Source organism: Reyranella sp. CPCC 100927 (assembly GCF_007859315.1).
Taxonomy (GTDB): domain Bacteria; phylum Pseudomonadota; class Alphaproteobacteria; order Reyranellales; family Reyranellaceae; genus Vineibacter.
Genome location: NZ_VOHA01000001.1, coordinates 794,053 through 811,976, shown reverse-complemented (window position 1 = coordinate 811,976; position 17,924 = coordinate 794,053). Strand labels below are relative to the sequence as shown.

General features: G+C 66.0%; 19 protein-coding genes. 9 read left to right on the top strand and 10 right to left on the bottom strand.

Annotated features, from left to right (window positions below; all coding sequences use genetic code 11):
* Nucleotides 1-4: 4 nt before the first annotated feature.
* A complete protein-coding gene (locus FQU96_RS03620; protein WP_146539457.1) occupies nucleotides 5-721 on the bottom strand; it encodes a cupin domain-containing protein in 717 nt (238 codons plus the stop codon).
* Between the two features lie 9 nt (nucleotides 722-730).
* Nucleotides 731-982 carry a CDGSH iron-sulfur domain-containing protein gene (locus tag FQU96_RS03615; RefSeq protein WP_146539456.1) on the bottom strand — a complete coding sequence of 84 codons (252 nt, stop codon included), beginning with the start codon at nucleotides 980-982 and terminating at the stop codon, nucleotides 731-733.
* Between the two features lie 210 nt (nucleotides 983-1,192).
* Here FQU96_RS03615 and FQU96_RS03610 point away from each other — a divergent pair, with 210 nt between their 5' ends.
* From FQU96_RS03610 to FQU96_RS03585, 6 genes are all read left to right on the top strand, one after another.
* Nucleotides 1,193-1,864: a FadR/GntR family transcriptional regulator gene (locus FQU96_RS03610; RefSeq protein ID WP_146539455.1), complete on the top strand. Its 672-nt coding sequence runs from the start codon at nucleotides 1,193-1,195 to the stop codon at nucleotides 1,862-1,864.
* Nucleotides 1,865-1,987: 123 nt separating this feature from the next.
* Nucleotides 1,988-2,539: an adenylate kinase gene (locus tag FQU96_RS03605; RefSeq protein ID WP_146539454.1), complete on the top strand. Its 552-nt coding sequence runs from the start codon at nucleotides 1,988-1,990 to the stop codon at nucleotides 2,537-2,539.
* Nucleotides 2,540-2,646: 107 nt separating this feature from the next.
* Nucleotides 2,647-4,698 (top strand): pentapeptide repeat-containing protein, encoded by a 2,052-nt coding sequence (locus FQU96_RS03600; RefSeq protein ID WP_146539453.1) that lies wholly within the window; start codon nucleotides 2,647-2,649, stop codon nucleotides 4,696-4,698.
* Nucleotides 4,699-4,807: 109 nt separating this feature from the next.
* Nucleotides 4,808-5,809, top strand: coding sequence for a 4-hydroxyproline epimerase (locus FQU96_RS03595; protein WP_146539452.1), 1,002 nt, complete (start codon nucleotides 4,808-4,810; stop codon nucleotides 5,807-5,809).
* A 67-nt stretch (nucleotides 5,810-5,876) separates the two neighbouring features.
* Nucleotides 5,877-6,116: a hypothetical protein gene (locus tag FQU96_RS03590; protein WP_146539451.1), complete on the top strand. Its 240-nt coding sequence runs from the start codon at nucleotides 5,877-5,879 to the stop codon at nucleotides 6,114-6,116.
* Complete coding sequence (locus tag FQU96_RS03585) at nucleotides 6,113-6,514, top strand: hypothetical protein (protein ID WP_146539450.1); 402 nt, start codon at nucleotides 6,113-6,115, stop codon at nucleotides 6,512-6,514. The genes FQU96_RS03590 and FQU96_RS03585 overlap by 4 nt, the downstream gene beginning before the upstream one ends.
* 51 nt (nucleotides 6,515-6,565) lie before the next feature.
* Here FQU96_RS03585 and FQU96_RS03580 read toward each other — a convergent pair whose 3' ends face one another.
* The 4 genes from FQU96_RS03580 to FQU96_RS03565 form a co-directional block, all read right to left on the bottom strand.
* The gene (locus FQU96_RS03580) at nucleotides 6,566-7,756 is read right to left on the bottom strand and encodes a peptidoglycan-binding protein (protein WP_146539449.1); all 1,191 of its coding nucleotides are present in this window, start codon (nucleotides 7,754-7,756) and stop codon (nucleotides 6,566-6,568) included.
* Between the two features lie 161 nt (nucleotides 7,757-7,917).
* Nucleotides 7,918-8,361, bottom strand: a complete 444-nt coding sequence (locus FQU96_RS03575; RefSeq protein WP_178130293.1) for a MarR family winged helix-turn-helix transcriptional regulator — start codon at nucleotides 8,359-8,361, stop codon at nucleotides 7,918-7,920.
* Nucleotides 8,362-8,470: 109 nt separating this feature from the next.
* Nucleotides 8,471-9,568, bottom strand: coding sequence for an LLM class flavin-dependent oxidoreductase (locus FQU96_RS03570; protein ID WP_146539447.1), 1,098 nt, complete (start codon nucleotides 9,566-9,568; stop codon nucleotides 8,471-8,473).
* A gap of 145 nt (nucleotides 9,569-9,713) precedes the next feature.
* On the bottom strand, nucleotides 9,714-10,616 hold the full coding sequence (locus FQU96_RS03565; RefSeq protein WP_146539446.1) for a transcriptional regulator GcvA: 903 nt from the start codon (nucleotides 10,614-10,616) through the stop codon (nucleotides 9,714-9,716).
* Between the two features lie 140 nt (nucleotides 10,617-10,756).
* Between FQU96_RS03565 and FQU96_RS03560 the strand changes: the two genes are divergently transcribed.
* Nucleotides 10,757-10,948: a hypothetical protein gene (locus FQU96_RS03560; RefSeq protein ID WP_146539445.1), complete on the top strand. Its 192-nt coding sequence runs from the start codon at nucleotides 10,757-10,759 to the stop codon at nucleotides 10,946-10,948.
* A gap of 45 nt (nucleotides 10,949-10,993) precedes the next feature.
* Nucleotides 10,994-11,200 (top strand): DUF1127 domain-containing protein, encoded by a 207-nt coding sequence (locus tag FQU96_RS03555; protein ID WP_146539444.1) that lies wholly within the window; start codon nucleotides 10,994-10,996, stop codon nucleotides 11,198-11,200.
* Nucleotides 11,201-11,374: 174 nt separating this feature from the next.
* On the opposite strand, the gene FQU96_RS03550 is transcribed toward FQU96_RS03555, so the two are convergent.
* Nucleotides 11,375-11,602, bottom strand: coding sequence for a dodecin (locus tag FQU96_RS03550; protein ID WP_146539443.1), 228 nt, complete (start codon nucleotides 11,600-11,602; stop codon nucleotides 11,375-11,377).
* A gap of 152 nt (nucleotides 11,603-11,754) precedes the next feature.
* On the opposite strand from FQU96_RS03550, the gene FQU96_RS03545 reads away from it, so the two are divergent.
* The gene (locus FQU96_RS03545; protein WP_146539442.1) at nucleotides 11,755-13,587 is read left to right on the top strand and encodes a glycoside hydrolase family 15 protein; all 1,833 of its coding nucleotides are present in this window, start codon (nucleotides 11,755-11,757) and stop codon (nucleotides 13,585-13,587) included.
* Between the two features lie 45 nt (nucleotides 13,588-13,632).
* Here the strand turns inward: FQU96_RS03545 and FQU96_RS03540 are convergent, their stop codons facing one another.
* The 3 genes from FQU96_RS03540 to FQU96_RS03530 all read right to left on the bottom strand — a co-directional run bounded on the left by FQU96_RS03540 (nucleotide 13,633) and on the right by FQU96_RS03530 (nucleotide 17,712).
* Nucleotides 13,633-14,856: a CaiB/BaiF CoA-transferase family protein gene (locus tag FQU96_RS03540; protein WP_255467818.1), complete on the bottom strand. Its 1,224-nt coding sequence runs from the start codon at nucleotides 14,854-14,856 to the stop codon at nucleotides 13,633-13,635.
* Nucleotides 14,857-15,247: 391 nt separating this feature from the next.
* A complete protein-coding gene (locus FQU96_RS03535; RefSeq protein WP_255467817.1) occupies nucleotides 15,248-16,474 on the bottom strand; it encodes a CaiB/BaiF CoA-transferase family protein in 1,227 nt (408 codons plus the stop codon).
* A 20-nt stretch (nucleotides 16,475-16,494) separates the two neighbouring features.
* Complete coding sequence (locus tag FQU96_RS03530) at nucleotides 16,495-17,712, bottom strand: CaiB/BaiF CoA-transferase family protein (protein WP_146539440.1); 1,218 nt, start codon at nucleotides 17,710-17,712, stop codon at nucleotides 16,495-16,497.
* Nucleotides 17,713-17,924 lie beyond the last annotated feature (212 nt).

Below are 17,924 nucleotides of genomic sequence, written 5' to 3'. Positions count from 1 at the left end.
TCTGTCACCAGATGAGATCGCCCTCGCGGATCAGCATGCCGCACGGCGTGTCCGGCAACGTGTAGGGCGCATGCTCGTATCCGTGCGGAAAGCGGAACCAGAAGCCCTGCGTGTAATCCCTGTGCTCGTCCTTCAGGCAGCCGTAGAGGATCAGGCTCTCCTCGCCGACGGCATGATCGTGCGCCGGCACCTGCTTGCCCGGCAGCATCTCGCCCAGGCGGGCTGTCTCCAGCCCGTGGATATCGCGATAGAGGTGCGTCGCCATGCCGAAGCGCTGGCCCACCGCGACCCATTTATCGCGTTCGATCACGACCACGCTGCGCGCGCTGCCGCGCTCGCTGGCTCGGATCGGCATCCGCCGCTTGATATAGAGCAGGCAGCCGTCCCGGCTCGAGAGCGTGCGCCTCACCCCGGGCATCTCGCGCACGAAGGTGTACTTGGCATAGGCGCCGAGTTCGTCCTGATAGGCGCCGTCGAGCACGACGATGTCCATGCGGGTCTCGAGGTCTTCCGCCGGCAAGGCACTGCCGGCCTCGAACTTGACCAGCGCGGTTTCACGGCCCTTGCGCGGATCGATGATGCGCTCGAGCACCTTGCACGATACGCCGGCGGCGACGGTGGGCGCCCACGGCATGGCATTGGTATCGACGACCACCGGCGCCTTGGGATCGGCGTTGACCGGTGTGGCGGCCGACGACGCGATCGAATGAACGGACGGCATGCGGCCTCCCTATGCCTGCTGGTTGTGGCTTCCGTCACAGAACGGCCGCGTCCCGGTGCGCTTGCAGCCGCACATGGAAACGGTCTGGTCTTTCTCCTGGATGAAGACGATGGGCTTCGCGCCGGGCGGCGCCATCGTGTGCGATCCGTCGCAGAAGGGCTGGTACTTGCTGAGCCCGCAGGTGCACCACGAGTACTGGTAGCCGCCCAGCAACTCGACCCGGTGCGGCCCGGGCTTGTCCGCCGGCGCCGATTGCGACATGCGTCCCTCCCATCAGATTCCGGGATTGGGTGCTCTGACGGCATGAATCGCCGGCACCCATTGTCCCGACTTGAACGCGTAAGCCCGTTGGTGGAAACTCGAACGTGTACGCTGTCTGTCTGAACTTGAAGGCGTCGATCTTGTACCAGATCATTGGCCCAGGCGCACACCCATTTTCGCATTTCTGACAATTGGGCTATATTGGGTGATATGAAGAAGCCGACGAACCCGCCGCAACCGGAACTCCTGCGCCAGCTGCAGGCGTATCTGGAGCAGGACCGATTCTCCGACCAGACCCGGCTGCCGTCGGAACGCCTGCTGGCGGAGACGTTCGGCGTTACGCGCAATCGCATCCGCGGCAGCCTGCGCAAGCTCGCGGCGCAGGGCGTGATCTGGCGCCATGTCGGCATGGGCACGTTCGTCGGCAAGCAACCGGCGGATATCGGCGGCAACGGCACGCCGGGCATGGTTCCCACCAGTCCGCGCGAGGTCATGGATGCCCGCGTGATCTACGAGCCGATGCTGGCGCGGCTGGCGGCATTCAACGCCAACGACAACGACTATCGCGAGATGCAGCTGTGCCTCGACAAGATGGCCGCCGCACCGGCGTGGCCAGCCTGGGCATCGTGGGATGGACGCCTGCACCGGGCGATCGCCAAGGCATCCGGCAACAAAATGCTGCTGGCGATGTTCGATACCCTGCAGATGTATCGCAACCGGGACGTCTTCCGCGCGCTGGACCGCCCGTTCCAGGGCATCGACATGGCATCCAAGGACCATCGCGCCGTCGTCGCGGCCATCCGCGAGCGCGACGCCGATGGCGCCGAGGCCGCCATGCGCCAGCACATCCTGTCGCTGCGGCGCGCCGCGTTTGGCGACTGATATCACGGCGCGATTTCCACCCAAATAATTGGGTGAATTGGGTTGCCGACTACCCTGTGGCGATCGCCGCCCGACCGTCAAAGAGACGACCGGGCATATCCCCCAGTGCCTTGATATTGGGCATTGGCCAGCCTTGACGACCGCAGCGGCCGTGGGCCAAGTCGCGGCTCGGGCAAAAGTACGCTGGCCGCGCAGCTGGCCTGCACGTTGTCACTGCCGACGATCGAACTGGATGCGCTGTATTGGATGCCCGACTGGCAGCCGGCGCTGCCCGAGCTGTTCCGTCACCGGGTCGATGTCGCGACCACGGCCGACGCCTGGATCATCACCGGCAACTACAGCCAGGTGCGGGACCTGGTCTGGGGCCGCGCCGACACGCTAATCTGGCTCGACTTTCCCCTGCCGCTGATCTTGTGGCGCCTGCTGTGCCGGACGGTCTGGCGCATCACCCGCCAGGAGGATCTGTGGAACACCGGCAATCGGGAAAGCCTGCGCATGGCTTTCTTCAGCCGAGACTCGATCCTGCTGTGGGCGCTCAAAACCAACCGCCGCAACCGCGAGCGCTTTGCCGCCGACATCACCGACAGCCGCTTCGGCGCCCTTGATGTGCAGGTGTTCCGCTCGCCCGGTAAACTGCGGCGCTGGCTGCGCGACCTTGCGGTAGCCGACGCGTAACGTTCCGACCGGGCCATCCGCCACGTCTGCAGATCGCTACAGCCTATCTTCCCCGGCTTTCGGCGCGTAAGCTATCCTCTCTTCAACCGCTGCGGGCAGGGGGAGCCATGGCGGTCGATCCGAGAGATCTTGAGGCACTCGAGAAGGCTGTTAACGACGCGTCCGGGAAAACCGGTGCGCTCTGGATCACCTTCCTGACACTCGTCGTGTATCTGGTGATCGCCGTTGGTTCGGTGAGCCATCGCATACTGTTTCTCGAGCTGCCGATCAAACTGCCGATACTGAATGTCGAACTGCCGCTGGTCGGCTTCTTCATCGCGGCGCCGTTGTTGCTCTTTGTTTATCATTTTTATCTGCTGCTCCAGCTCGTCGTTCTCGCCCGCAAGGCAGGAACCTACGATGAAGTCCTGCGCAGCCAGGTGAGACTCACGGCGGATCGCGCACTCTTTCGCCGCCGCCTCGACCAGTTCCCGTTTCTCCAGTTGCTCGTCAGTCATCACGAAGCTGACGGCAAGGCGATACGGCATACGACTTCCCTGATCACGTGGCTCACGACGGTCGCTGCACCGGTGTTCACACTGCTGATGATCCAGGTGATCTTTTTGCCCTATCACGACGCCGCTGTGACGTGGATTCACCGGATCATCATCCTGGCGGATTTCGCAGTTCTCTGGGCCTTCTGGCCCGCCGCTCGATCCTCCCGCGGCGATTTGCTCCCGATCCGCAAGCCCGGCGACAGTCCAGCGGCCATGGCTGCGTACGTGTCCGTGGTGTTTATCGCCACGTTCGTGGTGCTGATCGCGACATATCAGAGCGAAGCGATCGGGATCGTAAAACACCACTTGCCCGGCGCGCGTCAGCTGACGGCAAATCTGTTCGAGGGGCCGGTCAATCAGGTGACCGGCCTTCGAACCAGCATCTTCTCGAATACGCTGGTCCTGTCCGACCAGGACTTCGTTGACGATGAGAGAATGGCGCGCATGGATGCCGCCGAAGACAGTGGCGCGGATGGACAGCAACGCGATCGGTTCAACCTGCCACGGGTCCGACAATCAATGAACAGCTTCCGCGGCCGCGACCTCCGAAACGCCATCTTCGATCGAGCCGACTTGCGGCGCAGCGACTTCACCGGCGCCGATCTTGGCGGTGCATCATTTCTTTCGGCAAAACTGCAGAAGTCATTCTTCGGCTGCGGCAGTGCACCGATAGAAAGATATGACGACACCGAGTATCGCGTCCGCGAGCAATGCAGCCGGGCGAATCATGCCCACTTCGTCAATGCGAACCTTGATGAAGCAATCTTCGAGAGCGCGCAGTTCTGGCGAGCCGACATGACTGGCACCCGGTTGCGGGGCGCACGGATAACGGATGCGCAATTCGTAGGTGCCATCTTCCACGAGACGGATTTTCGCGGTGCATTGGTTTGCGGTGCGACCTTTCAGCATGCCCAACTGCATCAAGCCGTTCTGAGCGGCGCCACGATTATCGGCGGGCGCTTTCAGAATGCCAATCTTCGTCATACCGATTGGCGCGTTGCCACGGTCAGGAACAGCAACTTTCAACTCAGCGACTTTTCACTGTCCGATATCTCAGGCGCTCAGTTTCAAGACGTTGACGTGCAGGGCAGCACATGGCGCGACGTCAAACTGAGATACGTGCTTTTCGAAGACGTCAAAGCGCATGGCGCCCTGCTCCTGGCGACGGAGGCCGAGATGGTGATGGCGCGCGGAGCCAATCTCGCGGCTTCACTGGAGCCTACACCGTCGGGAAAGATCGTGCAGAATGAGTGTGTCAAGCAGGACCCGCTGGAACCTGGTTTCCTTAATCGGCTTCGTGAGCTTCTTCCTCGGCGCAGTGCGGTCGATGCGAGCGGCTGGAACCAACTTGCTCGGCAACCCGTCGACGCCTCGAAGCACCGCAAGGCCATGGATGAGTACGTGGCCGGTGTGTTCTGTGCACCGTCCGACACGCCTCATGTTGCGCGGGGATTGTTCAGGGAAAAGCGGGTGGAGCCAAGGGCCTTGAGATCGCTCGCCCCGGTTCGCGACGATGTGCTCGCGGCAAACAACAAATGCCATGGACCCAACGGCCTGCTTGTGAGTGACCGGCTGGCGCTGGCCTGGCTGCTGATCCAATTGGGCTCGTCACCCGAACAATAAGAGTTTGCTTTTCATCCGCGGTTGACACTCCATGCGGAGATGCCGGCTCCTGCGGCACGGCGGCAAACACTCGACCGCCATTGACAGTCAACGATCAGCAGCACCGTAAATGTCACTCCACACCTTCACCTGCCTCGATGGCCACACCTGCGGCAACCCGGTGCGCCTGGTGACCGGCGGCGCGCCGATCCTGCGCGGCGCGACGATGAGCGCGCGGCGCCAGGATTTTCTGGCCCGCTTCGACTGGATCCGCCGCGCGCTGATGTTCGAGCCGCGCGGACATGACGTGATGTCGGGCTCGATGCTGTATGCGCCGACGCGCGAGGACTGCGACATCGGCATCCTGTTCATCGAAACCTCGGGCTGCCTGCCGATGTGCGGCCACGGCACCATCGGCACCGTGACCATGGCGCTGGAGAACGGCCTGATGACGCCGGCACGCGATGGCGAGGTGGCACTCGACGTGCCGGCGGGCCGCGTGGTGGCGCAATACGAGCGCGCCGGCCGCTTCGTCGAGAAGGTCCGCATCACCAACGTCGCCTCGTACCTGGCGGCCAGCGACATCCGCATCGACGTGCCGGGGCTGGGCGAGCTGGTGCTGGATGTCAGCTACGGCGGCAACTACTACGCCATCATCGAGCCGCAGAAGAATTTCGCCGGGCTGGAGTCGATCTCGGCCGGCGACGTGCTGCGCCTGTCGCCTGTCGTGCGCCGCCTGGTGCAGGAAAAATTCCAGCCGGTGCACCCGCAGGATCCGACGATCCAGGGCGTCAGCCACGTGATGTGGACGGGTGCCGCGCGCGACCCGCGGGCCCACCGGCGCAACGCCGTCTTCTACGGCGACAAGGCCATCGACCGCTCACCGTGCGGCACCGGCACCTCGGCCCGCATGGCGCAGCTGGCCGCCCGTGGTGAACTGGGGGTCGGCGCCGACTTCGTGCACGAGAGCATCATCGGCACGCTGTTCGAGGGACGCGTCGAAGCCGCAGCCCAGGTCGGCAACCACGCGGCCATCGTGCCCTCCATCGCCGGCTGGGCGCGCCAGCACGGCATCAACACCCTCTTTGTCGACGACCGCGACCCGCTGGCACACGGGTTTTCCGTACAGTAGCGCAGATCCGCTTGACTCTTTGTTGTCTTGGTACATAAATACCAAGACAACAAATCGAGAGCAGCCCATGGAGCGCATCCAGACCGGGATCCGGATGGAGAAACGCCTGGTCAAGGTCCTGAAGGCCCTGGCGGAATACAAGGACCTGACGCTGGGCGATCTGCTGGAAGGCATCGTGCTGCACGCGTTCGAGGGCAAGGCGCCGTTCGGGCCGGAAACACTGACGCTGATCGGCGAATTCAAGCGCCTCTACGGGCTCGACCTCGACGCCGCGAGCAGCCATGCGTTCAGGGAACCGCCCGAATGACCGACGACGCCTTCCTCGACGCACTCGAGGACACGACCTTGCCGGAACGGTCGTTCCAGCATCGCGATCACCTGCGCGCCGGCTATCTTTACCTGCGCCGCGACGGGTTCTTCGCCGGCATGGGCGCGATGGCGGCGGCCTTGCGCCGCTACGCGGCAGCGCACGGCAAGCCCGATCGCTATCATGAGACGCTGACGGTGGCCTATCTCACCCTCATCAACGAGCGCCTGCGCCTGGGCGGCGATGCCGGCGGCTTCGACGCCTTCATCGCGCGCAACCCCGATCTTGCGGCACCCGACCTGTTGGAGCGGTTCTATCGCCACGAGACACTGTCAAGCCAACGCGCCCGCCAGGTCTTCGTCCTTGAAGAAGCGCATCCCTCGAGCCGGGCGCGCTAGCGCAGACCAAGACGTCATCTCGAGCGCAGCGCGGGATGACAGTGCGCGGCGCTAGCCGAGGAAGCGCGTGGTGACGAGTGCGTGCAGCAGCATGCAGGTCGGCACCATCTCGTGAACCCACGACCGCTGGAACGGGTGCCTCGCCCCCGGCCAGGCGCTGTTCTTTTCCCAGCGCGCGTAAGGCAGGTTGATCAGGGCCGGGTTCTTGGCGGCATTGATCCCCAACGCCTCCTCCCGCGTGCGCTTGCCCATCGCCACGACATCCTCGCCCGAGTACTGGATGACCTGAGCGCCGTTCGCCGCCAACGCGGTGAACTTGCTGTTGGGGCAGTTGACGTGATGCCGCCCGTCGAAGTCGTAGACGGCGCGAACGCGCTTGGTCAGCTGCGGGCACGCCTCTACGAACTTGAACAGGAAGTCGAAGCCGCCGCTGTAGTGTGCCAGGATCAACGGCAGGTCGCTCGCCGTTCCCGTGAGATCCTCGACGATCTCGCGCAGCGCCGCGCTCACCAGCTTCTCGTCGCTCTGAAACACACCGACACCGGTCGCCGATGGCGACGGCACCACGACGGCAACGTCGCGCCGGGAGCGTGCGAGCTGCTTGATCACCTTCATGCGGCCGACCATGTAGTCGCCGATGCCGAAGCTGACGTAGCCGAACGGATCGCTGGCGTACTCGGGATTCTGCGGGTGCATCGGGTGATGGAAGTAGATCATGATCGCCTTGAGCGTCCCCACGCCCCTGGGATAAGCGACACCGACGAACTGGTTCTTCTTCGGGATACGATACAGCCGCATGTCGCACTCGCGCCCCGGCGAGCCCCCGAAAGGCAGGATCCAGTCTCGCGTGACCGCGGCCGGATCGGCCAGCATGTCGAAATTCTTGTCAGGTCGATCGAAGGTCCAGCTCGGCGGCAGCGCCGGCAATGCCTCCAACGTGCGGCTGTCGCTGGGAGTCGGCACGCCCGGTATCGGACCGGAAACCTTCTTGAGGCGCTGCCAGGTCGCGCCGCCGGGATCAATGCGCCCGTCCCGGCTGGGCAAGCCCTGCTTGGTCTGGAACCGTTTGATCGCATTGCCCAGGGCGTCGGGATCGCTGACCAGCGCCGTGACATCCAGCGGCGATTCGGGCCCCCCTTTTCCCGGCGGAACCGTGTTCAGGCGCGTGACGACATTGAAGACGTCGAGCGGCAGGTTGCCGCCGTTCCTGCCGACCGGAAAGCTGATCTCCGTCAGGTCCATGTCATCCTCCGCCGTCGCGCCGCCTGGTGGGCTTGTCCGCCCATCATTCGGCTGCTCGTTCCGTTCCGTCATCCGTCGAACGGATGAGACGGCGGCAGATGGGGGCGCACGAAAGGCTGGCGCCTACATGCAGGCGTCCCGGTACGCGCGCGGATCGTTCTTCAGCTTGCCGGGCCCGACAGCCGGTCCATGTTGGCGTAGACCCGCCGCAGCAGGCGCTTGAGCATGTCGGCCTCGGACGACGTCAGGCCCGCCACGGCGACATGCTCGTACCGTTCGGCGATCGGGATGATCCGGTCCGTCAGCCGGCGGCCGGCGGCGGTGACGTGGAGCGTGACGACCCTGCCGTCATCCGGCGCCCGCCGTCGCGCGATCAGGCCCTGCTTCTGCATGCCGTCGAGCACGCGAGAGAGCGTCGAGATCTCGATGCTGGTGTGGTCCGCCAGCTCGGACACGCGCTGGTTGTCGCGATCGCGCAGCGCTGCCAGCACGCGCCAGGCCTGCAGGGTGGTGCCGAGCGCCCGCATCTCCTCGGAAAACGCCTGCGCAATACGGGCGCCGGCACGGTTCAGCAGATAGGGGACGTAATTGTCGAGCGGCAGCATGGGTCCAGGCAGGCGTCGCGAGGCCTCTATATAGCCTCGCGGCACCCGACGATCATCGTGGATCAACGCCGCAGGCCGACCGGTCGTACCCCGTACCCTTTCATGCATTTCACTCTGCGGCCTTCAGGCGCAGCGCGGTATGGCTGCCCTCGAACGCCGGCGCCACCTCCTCCATGAAGCGCTGCATCTGGTCCTTGACCATGGCATGGGGCTGGGCGCCGTAGTTGAAATACAGGATCACCTCGGCGATGCCGGCGGCCTCGACGCCCTTCAAGGTATCGATGATGTGCTGTGGCGAACCGCAGATCACCGACTTGGTGGTCAAGGTATCGGCCTTCATGCCGCGCAGGATGTTCACGATGTCGACAAAGTACTTGTAGGTCGGCGGCACCTTCTCGCCCGAAGTCGACGGGAAAGCCGCGATCAGCGCATCGTGGAAATAGCGGATCAGCGCTTCCTTGCCGTAGCGCTCCTCCTCCGGCGTCGAGGCGACGTGCACGAAGTAAGAGCACATGGCGCGCCGTGCCGGGCGCTTGTACTTGGTCTCGCACTCCTCGCGGTAGACCCGCACCGCATCGGCCAGCGAGCCGTAGACCATGGCGGCGGCAAACGGCGCGTAGATGATGTTCCAGTCGTTCTTCGCCGCCAGCTCCATCGACGGGCGCGAGAAGCAGGCGACATACGGGCGCAGCGGGTTCTGCGCCGGCCGCGGCCGCACCTCGATGTCGTCGAACTGGTAGAAGCGGCCCTTGTGCGACCACTTGCCGGGCTCGGTCCAGGCGCGCCACACGACCTCGAGCCCTTCGGCGAACAGCTCGGCCGAGTCCTCGAACGAGGCCTGGAACGGCCCGTACTCCAGCCGGTCGTAGCCGCGGCCGGCGGCGAAGTCGACGCGGCCACCCGACAGCAGATCGAGCGTCGCCCATTCCTCGGCGACATGCAGCGGATGATGCACCGGCAGCAACGTCACCGCCGGCGCCAGGCGGATGCGTTTGGTGGCACCCGCGATCTGCGCCAGCATGGCGACCGGCGAGGCGTTCACGCCCAACAGGTTGAAGTGATGCTCGCCGATCCAGGCCGAGTTCATGCCCACCGTCTCAGCCCACAGGGCCTCGACGTAGATGTCCTTCAGGAACTGCTCGGCACTGCGCGGGTTGTTGGGATAGCGGTTGTCGCTGAGCGTGAAGTAACCGAAATCGAGCGCCATGTCCGATCCTCCCTGTTGTGAGGCGCATCCTGACTCGATTCGATTTATTTGTAAATGCAAATATCATGTCGAAACGACGCCTCCCCGGTTGAAGCTGGGGAGGCGTCCGCCCGTCGCCGGGCTCAGGATGAGGCGTCGGCGGGAATCAGGTCGCGGCTTTTTCGCGGGCCACGGTTTCGCGCAGCCAGGTCACGAAGGCCTTGATCTTGGGGCGGCGCAGGCGCTCGGCCGGTGCCACCACGTAGTAGGCGCTGTCGCTGGGCAGCTTGACGTCGAACGGCGCCACCAGGCGGCCGGCCTTCATGTCGGCCTCGACCAGCGGCCCGCGTCCCAGGGCCACGCCCAGCCCCTCGGTCGCGGCCTGGATGGCCGCCAGCGCCAGGTCGAACTTCAGGCCCCGTGTCGGATCGACACTCTTCACGCCGGTGGCGGTCAGCCACACCTGCCAGTCGTCGCGAAACGTCGAGACATGCAGCAGGGTGTGGTCCTTGAGGTCGGACGGGCGGCGCAGCGCCTTGGACCCCTTGAGCAGCGCCGGACTGCACACCGGGAAGATGTCCTCGGCGACCAGGCGTTCGGCGGCGGTACCCGGCCACTGGCCGCGGCCGTAGCGGATGCCGATGTCGACATCATCGCGCGCGAAGTCGACCAGCGCCGTGTTGGTCGAAATGCGCACATCGATGTCGGGATATTCCTGCTGGAACGATCCCAGCCGCGGCACCAGCCACTTGGTGGCGAACGAGGCGGTGGTGGTGACGGTGAGCGGGCCGCTGGCATCGGTCTTCAGCAGACGCTCGGTGGCATCGTGCAGCAGGTCGAAAGCCTGGCGCACACCCGGCAGGTAGGCTTGGCCAGCCTCGCTCAGCAGGATCTCGCGATTGCGCCGCACGAACAGCTTCAGCCCCATGCGGTCCTCCAGGCCGCGGATCTGATGGCTGATGGCGGCCTGGGTCACGGCCAACTCATCGGCCGCATCGGTGAAGGACAGATGGCGCGCGGCGGCCTCGAAGGCCCGCAAGGCGTTCAGCGGCGGTAGCGAACGACGCATGGAGTTCTCCAGATACAGCGTGATGGCACACGCCTAACTCATGAGGTTTTCTTATCCTGCCCCGACCCATCGTCGTTTGTAAAGACCCAGGCGTGGTCGCATATCCGTCAGCACTGAAAGCCTCATTGGAGGAGGCACCCATGGCTGATCGCAACACGACGAAGACCGCGTTGGCACAAGGGAAATTCATCCGTTCCTACGACCGCCCGCAACTCGAAGCCCGGGCTCGGGCCCTGCGTGCCGAAGCGGTCCTGGACATCGCCCAGGCCGCCGCCGCGGCGGCGCGCGGCTGGTTCGCGCGCCTTCTCGGCACGGCACGGGCAAGCACCTGATTTGACAGCGTAGTGGGTCGCAACACCGATTCGATGGAGAGTCACATGGCCTACACCACCTACACCAATGCCCTGTCCACCCCGGCGCGTGAATCGCTGCCGACACGCCTGGCGGCCGCGGTGCGGCGCTGGCGCCAGCGCGCCCATGATCGCGCCGAGTTGGCCCGCCTCACGGCGCGCGACGCGCGCGACCTGGGCATCGACCCGGGCGTGATCAACTACGAAGCCAGCAAGCCGTTCTGGAGAGCTTGAGAGCGACGCTCAATCGTCGTTCGCGCCGGCGGTCGCCCCTCCCCGACCGCCGGCGTCTTTCCTCCCGCATGGCGCGGCAACATCACACGAGTAAGCACACAGATGGCCGGGGATCGAATTCCTGGACCGATCATCGGCTCCTCGTCCTGACCGCGGACGGATGCGTGAAATGCGTCACGCCGTCTTGCCGGGCGGCCGTTCGTAGCGGAACCCCAGCCGGACCCTGACCTGATAGTGGGCGACCTTGCCGTCCTCGATATGGCCGCGGATTTCGCCGACCTCGAACCAGTCGAGATTGCGCACGGTCTGCGCCGCCGTGCTCAACGCCGTCTTGATGGCATGCTCGATGCTGGTTTCCGACGTGCCGACGACTTCATTGATCGCATAAACATGGCTCATCATCAGTCTCCGTTGCGGCCGACCGCGGCGCACTGCCGCTGACGCACGCGTGATCCGTCACCCGCGGCAACCTCGCCGCGTGCTGGATCGTTAACGACACCAGCCGGCGCCTGTTCCGACGCCGGTTTCCGTTTGTCGCTGCAGGGGGATCCGCCGTGGCCCTGAAGATCGAGGACTACGCCCTGATCGGTGATGGCGAAACGGCGGCGCTGGTCGGACGCGACGGCTCGATCGACTGGCTGTGCCTGCCGCGCTTCGATTCGGATGCCTGCTTCACCGCCCTGCTGGGAACCCCCGATCATGGACGCTGGCTGCTGGCGCCCGTGCAGCCGGCGCGCGTGTCACGGCGCTATCGGGACGACACCCTGATCCTGGAAACCCGCTTCGCAACCGACTCCGGGATCGTCACCGTGATCGACTTCATGCCGCCGCGTGACCCGCAGGCGGCGCTGATCCGGCTGGTGGTTGGCGTCGAAGGCCGGGTGCCGATGCGCACCGAATTGGTGCTGCGCTTCGGCTACGGCGCGACGGTACCCTGGGTGACGCGCATGGAAGACGGCGCGCTGCGCGCCGTGGCCGGACCCGACATGGCGCTGCTGCGCACGCCGGTCGCCTTGCGCGGCGAGGATCTGCGCACGGTCGCCGAATTCGTCGTCACACCGGGCGACACGATTCCGTTCGTGCTGACCTATTGTGCCTCCAACCAGCCGATCACGCGGCAACCGATCAATCCGCGCGCGGCACTCGCCACCACCGAAGCGTTCTGGCAGCGCTGGGCGGCACAGTGCAAACCGGCCGGCGAATGGAGCGGCGCGGTCAAGCGATCGCTGATCACGCTCAAGGCGCTGATCTACACGCCGACCGGCGGGATCGTGGCAGCACCGACGACATCGCTGCCCGAACGACTGGGTGGCACGCGCAACTGGGACTATCGCTTCTGCTGGCTGCGCGATGCGACGCTCACCTTGCTGGCCCTCATGAACGCCGGCTACTACGAGGAAGCACAGGCGTGGCGCGGCTGGCTGTTGCGCGCGATCGCCGGCGTCCCGGCGCAGGCGCAGATCATGTATGGCGTGGGCGGCGAGCGGCGGCTGACGGAATGGGCCGTAGGATGGCTCCCCGGCTACGAGAACTCGGCCCCGGTGCGCATCGGCAACGCGGCGCACAATCAACTGCAACTCGACGTCTACGGCGAAGTGATGGACGCATTGCACCAAGCCCGTCGCGTTGGCCTCGACAGCGGCGAGGCCGCCTGGGGCATGCAGCGTGCACTGATCGAGCACCTCACCAAGATCTGGGACCAGCCCGACACCGGCATCTGGGAAGTGCGCGACGCGCCGGAGCACTTCACCTATTCCAAGGTCATGGCGTGGGTGGCGCTGGATCGCGCCGTGAAGGGCGCCGAGATGTTCGGGCTGGAAGCGCCGATCAAGCGCTGGCGGCAACTGGCACAAACCATCCATGACGACATCTGCGCCAACGGCTTCGATCCGCAGCTGGGCAGCTTCGTGCGCGCCTACGGCGCCCGCGAACTGGACGCCAGCCTGCTGTTGCTGCCGGCGGTCGGTTTCCTGCCGCCCAGCGATCCGCGCATCCGCGGCACCGTCGATGCGATCGAACGCCACCTGCTGGTGGATGGCTTCGTGCTGCGCTACGACACGACTGCCGCGCAGGACGGCCTGCCGCCGGGCGAGGGGGCGTTCCTGGCTTGCAGCTTCTGGCTGGCCGATGCCTACGTCCTGATGGGGCGACCCGACGATGCGCGCCGACTGTTCGAACGCCTGCTGGCGCTGCGCAACGATGTCGGCCTGCTGTCGGAGGAATACGACGTCGTGCGCCAGCGCCTGGTCGGCAATTTCCCGCAGGCATTCTCGCACATCGCGCTGGTCAACACGGCCTACAACCTGACGCAGGTGCAAAAGCCGGTCGAACAGCGCGCCCGGCGCAACGGCGGGGACGCTGAAAGCACGCCGGCGCAGCGGGTATAGCCGGCCGCTTCCCCTTCTCCCGCAGCGGCGAAAGAAGAGGCGCCGTCACACCACCGCGCCGCTGGCGCGCAGCGTGGCGATGGCGTCGGCATCGTGGCCGGTTTCGCGCAGGATCTCGTCGGTGTGGGCGCCCAGACCCGGTGCGCGGCGCGGTGGCGCCTGTGACACGCCCGCCAAACTGAACGGGCTCGCGATGGTGCGCGGCACATCGGTATCGCCGGTCGCGACAAACGTGCCGTTGGCGGCAAGCTGCGGATCGTCCGGCAGATCGCGCAGGCCGGGCAGGACGCCGAAGGTGATGCCGGCCGCCGCCAGTCGCACGCGCCAGTCGCCCAGATCGCGGGTGGCGAACTGGGCGTCGAGGATCGCCATCAGCTCGGGCACACGCTCGGCGCGTGCCGCACGCGACGCGAAGCGCGGGTCATCGGTCAGCTGCGGCAGGTCCATGGCACGGCAGAAGCCGGCCCACAGCCGCTCCTCGCGCACGATGACCAGCGACAACCAGCGCCCGTCACGGGCACGGTAGGCGTTGGCGAGTGCGTTCTTGGCGAACTGTCGGCCGCGGCGCGGCTCGGGAAAGGCGCCCAGCAGTGCGGCCTGCGCGAAGATGCCGTTGGACCAGATGCCGTTGTGCAGCAGGTTGGTCGCCACCTGGCCGCCGCGGCCGGTGCGTTGACGCGTATAGAGCGCCAGCATGATGGCGCCGAACAGGGTCATCGCCGTCGGATGATCGCCCTGCGCCGGCAGGGTGAGCGCGGGCGGACCATCGGCCACCCGCATCGTATCGACGATGCCGGAACGGCCGAAATACGTCGTGATGTCGAACCCGGGCTGATCGGCTTCTGGCCCGGTCTCGCCGTAGCCCGACAGCGAGGCATAGATCAGCCGCGAGTTGATCGGCGCCACGTCGTCGTAACGCAGCCGCAGGCGGGCCCGCACCGGGAACGGATAGTTGGTGATCAGCACGTCGGCGCGCGCGATCAGCTGGTCCAGCACAGCCCGGCCGGCGTCACTCTTCAGGTCGAGCGCGATGGCGCGTTTGCCGCGGTTGTCCAACGCCCAGGAATAGTCGACCCCGCACTTGGGCATGCCGGCGCCATCGCCCATGCGCCGTAGCGGATCACCGTCGGGTGGCTCGACCTTGATCACGTCGGCACCGAAATCGGCCATCACCGTCGCCGCTGCCGGCCCGGCGATGAAGGACGCAACATCGAGTACGCGCACGCCGGCCAACGGCAGTGCTGCCTCACAAGTGGCGATATCGGCCACGGTTCCTCCCGGACGAAACTTGCTTTGGGCGCAGGATCACGACAGCACCCCGGCGGGTCAACCCGCACGCGTCGATCGGATCGTCCTGTGGAAGCGGTGGCCGCGTGGGACCGCGTTGCCGCGGTCCCACGTCATGGCTCTGAGACGGGGCGTCGCCCGGGGTCGCTCCGGGCTTCGCCCCTGAGGAGGCAGATGCATTGCAGCCGTCAAACTCGGTCGCTGATGCATCCGGTCGATGCGCTTATGTGCGCATCTGTCACGTGAGAGGGTGGGCCCGGCCCCGTGAGAAGATCGTGAAGAAACACTCACTTTGGAGGTCAAATCGCGTCAATTTCATAAGTCGTCCGCTAAAAAAGCACCCGGCACCCCGCAAGTTTATGCGCGACAATGCTTAATTCGTCGCTCCGCGCGAACGCAGGGTCGCGATCTCCCCATCCGACAAGCCAGCCTCCCGCAAAACCTGCGCGGTGTGCTCCCCGACCGACGGCGGCGCGCCGGCCTCGCGAGGCCGGGCGAACCCCAGACGCACCGGATTATTGATGGTGCGCGGCACGTCAGGAGACTTAGTTTCTGCAATGATACCAGCATGGTACGCCTGCGGATCGTCGGGCAGGTCCTGCAGCCGTTCGATCACCCCGAACGTCACCTCGTGGGCGCGCAGGACCTGACGCCAGTGCGGCCAGTCGTGCCGGGCGAAGGCGTCGTCGAGGATCGCGGCCAGCGCCACACTGTGGGTCCGGCGCGCCTCGCGCGTGGCGAAACGGGTATCGGTCGCGAGGTCGGGCCGTCCCAGCGCCCGGCACAGCCGGTCCCAGCCCTTGTCCTCGCGCACCAGGGTCAACTGCACCCAGCGGTCGTCCCGCGTGCGGTAGATGTTGGCCAGCGCGTTGCGCGGCCGCTCGCGCGGCGGCCGCGGCGTGATGAAGCCGCCGACCAGCGCCGCCTGGGCCAGGGTGCCGTTCGACCACACGCCGTTGGCATACAGCGACGTGCCGACCCAGCCGCCCTTGCCGGTGCGATCGCGCCGGCGCAGGCCCAGCAGGATGGCGGACACGATGGTCATGGCGGCGCAGCGATCGCCCTGGGCCGGCAGCGAGAAGCCGGGCGGACCGTCCTCGTAGCGCTGGGCATCGAGAATGCCGGCACGGCCGAAGTAGGCATTGACGTCGAAACCCGGCATGTCGCGATCCGGCCCGCTCTCGCCGTAGCCGGTGAGCGAGGCGTAGACCAGGCACGGGTTGACCGCAGCGACATCCTCGAAGCGCAGCCGCAGGCGATCGCGCACCGGCAACGGGAAGTTCACGATCATCACGTCGGCGCGCGCCACCAGGCGATCGAACGCGGCGCGACCGTCGGGATGCTTGAGATCGAGCGCGACCGAGCGCTTGTTGCGGCCATCGAGCTGCCAGACGAAGTTCACGTCGGTGCGCGGGTAGTTGGGATTCTGCCAGCTGTTGCGATGCGGATCACCGGTGCCCGGCGGCTCGACCTTGATGACGTCGGCACCGAAATCGCCCAGCACGACCGCCGCCGCTGGTGCGGCGATGAAGGAGCTGACATCGAGCACCGTCACGCCGGCCAGCGGCAGTTCGTCGTCCAATGCCGTGTCGTCGGTCATGTCAAAGAGGTCTCCCGCCGTCATCCCGAGCGCAGCGCAGCGATATCGGCGTCGGACAGACCGGCCTCGCGCAGCACCTCCTCGGTGTGCTGGCCCAATGTCGGGCCGGGGCCGGCGGTGCGCGGCTGCGCGAAGTCGAGCCGGATCGGGTTGCCGATGGTGCGCGGCATGTCGGGATTGTCCGCCGCGACAATAGCGCCGGCATGGACGGCCTGTTCATCGTCGGGCAGGTCCTGCGGACGGCTGATCACGCCGAACGTCACGTCGGCCGCAGCCAGCGCGGCGCACCAGTCGACGTAATCACGGGTGGCGAAGACGTCGCTGAACAGCGCCGCCAGTTCGGCCGCGCGCGACCGGCGCGCCTCGACCGTGGCAAAGCGCGCATCCTTCTCCAATACCGACAGGCCCAGTACGCGGCACAGCGCCGGCCACAGCTTGTCCTCGCGCACGATCACCAGCTGGATCCAGCGATCATCGCGGGTGCGATAGAGATTGCCCAGGGCACTGCGCGGCCGCTCGCGCGGCGGCCGCGGCGGCAGGAAGGCGCCGACCAGGGCGGCCTGGGCGACGACCCCGCACGACCAGATGCCGTTGGCCAGCAGCGACGTGCCGACCCAGCTGCCCTGCCCCGTCTTGGCGCGACGCATCAGGCCCATCAGGATCGCCGACACCAGTCCCATGGCGGTGGCGCGATCGCCTTGCGCCGGCACAGCGGTGCCGGGGGGCGCACCTTCATAGCGCTGGGCATCGAACAGGCCGGAACGCGCGAAATAGGCGGTGGCATCGAAGCCCGGCCGGTCGCGATCCGGACCGGTCTCGCCGTAGCCGGTGAGCGAGGCATAGATCAACCGCGGATTGACGGCCTTCACGTCCTCGTAGCGCAACCGCAGGCGCTCGCGCACCACCGGCGGAAAATTGCAGATCAGAACGTCGGAGACAGCGATCAGCCGGTCGAGTGCGGCACGTGCCTGGGGCTGCTTCAGATCGAGCATGACCGAGCGCTTGTTGCGGCTGTCGAGATGCCAGGCATAGTTGATCGGGCTCTTGGGGTAGCTCACCGAGCCCTGCACCATCTGGCGGTTGGGATCGCCGTCCGGGCCTTCGACCTTGATGACGTCGGCGCCCCAGTCGCCCATCACCGTGGCCGCCGCCGGCGCCGCAATGAACGAGCTGATATCCAGCACCCGCACGCCGGCGAGCGGCAACGCGTCATCGGATGGCGCGGCGGTATCGGACACGGCAACTCCTCACGGCGACAGAGGGACGATGCGTCAGAATCGCGGCGAAGAAGAACACGGTCAATCGACACCCGCGAAGAGCTTCCCTGCGTACACGCATTCTGAATTGCGGTTGAAGCATGCGGTTCCGTTGCGCCCATCGATACGCATTCTTGTTTTTTGTTGACAATTTTTCGACCAGCTTCGCAAATGGCGCCCGCCGAATGAGCGCG

Excerpts from the sequence above, each read along its gene's own strand:
- FQU96_RS03580 (WP_146539449.1), bottom strand. The coding sequence starts at position 7,756 with ATGGACCTGACGGAGATCAGCTTTCCGGTCGGCAGGAACGGCGGCAAC.
- FQU96_RS03610 (WP_146539455.1), top strand. The coding sequence starts at position 1,193 with ATGAAGAAGCCGACGAACCCGCCGCAACCGGAACTCCTGCGCCAGCTG.
- FQU96_RS03615 (WP_146539456.1), bottom strand. The coding sequence starts at position 982 with ATGTCGCAATCGGCGCCGGCGGACAAGCCCGGGCCGCACCGGGTCGAG.
- FQU96_RS03535 (WP_255467817.1), bottom strand. The coding sequence starts at position 16,474 with ATGACCGACGACACGGCATTGGACGACGAACTGCCGCTGGCCGGCGTG.
- FQU96_RS03620 (WP_146539457.1), bottom strand. The coding sequence starts at position 721 with ATGCCGTCCGTTCATTCGATCGCGTCGTCGGCCGCCACACCGGTCAAC.
- FQU96_RS03585 (WP_146539450.1), top strand. The coding sequence starts at position 6,113 with ATGACCGACGACGCCTTCCTCGACGCACTCGAGGACACGACCTTGCCG.
- FQU96_RS03595 (WP_146539452.1), top strand. The coding sequence starts at position 4,808 with ATGTCACTCCACACCTTCACCTGCCTCGATGGCCACACCTGCGGCAAC.
- FQU96_RS03600 (WP_146539453.1), top strand. The coding sequence starts at position 2,647 with ATGGCGGTCGATCCGAGAGATCTTGAGGCACTCGAGAAGGCTGTTAAC.
- FQU96_RS03590 (WP_146539451.1), top strand. The coding sequence starts at position 5,877 with ATGGAGCGCATCCAGACCGGGATCCGGATGGAGAAACGCCTGGTCAAG.
- FQU96_RS03575 (WP_178130293.1), bottom strand. The coding sequence starts at position 8,361 with ATGCTGCCGCTCGACAATTACGTCCCCTATCTGCTGAACCGTGCCGGC.
- FQU96_RS03555 (WP_146539444.1), top strand. The coding sequence starts at position 10,994 with ATGGCCTACACCACCTACACCAATGCCCTGTCCACCCCGGCGCGTGAA.
- FQU96_RS03570 (WP_146539447.1), bottom strand. The coding sequence starts at position 9,568 with ATGGCGCTCGATTTCGGTTACTTCACGCTCAGCGACAACCGCTATCCC.
- FQU96_RS03550 (WP_146539443.1), bottom strand. The coding sequence starts at position 11,602 with ATGATGAGCCATGTTTATGCGATCAATGAAGTCGTCGGCACGTCGGAA.
- FQU96_RS03565 (WP_146539446.1), bottom strand. The coding sequence starts at position 10,616 with ATGCGTCGTTCGCTACCGCCGCTGAACGCCTTGCGGGCCTTCGAGGCC.
- FQU96_RS03560 (WP_146539445.1), top strand. The coding sequence starts at position 10,757 with ATGGCTGATCGCAACACGACGAAGACCGCGTTGGCACAAGGGAAATTC.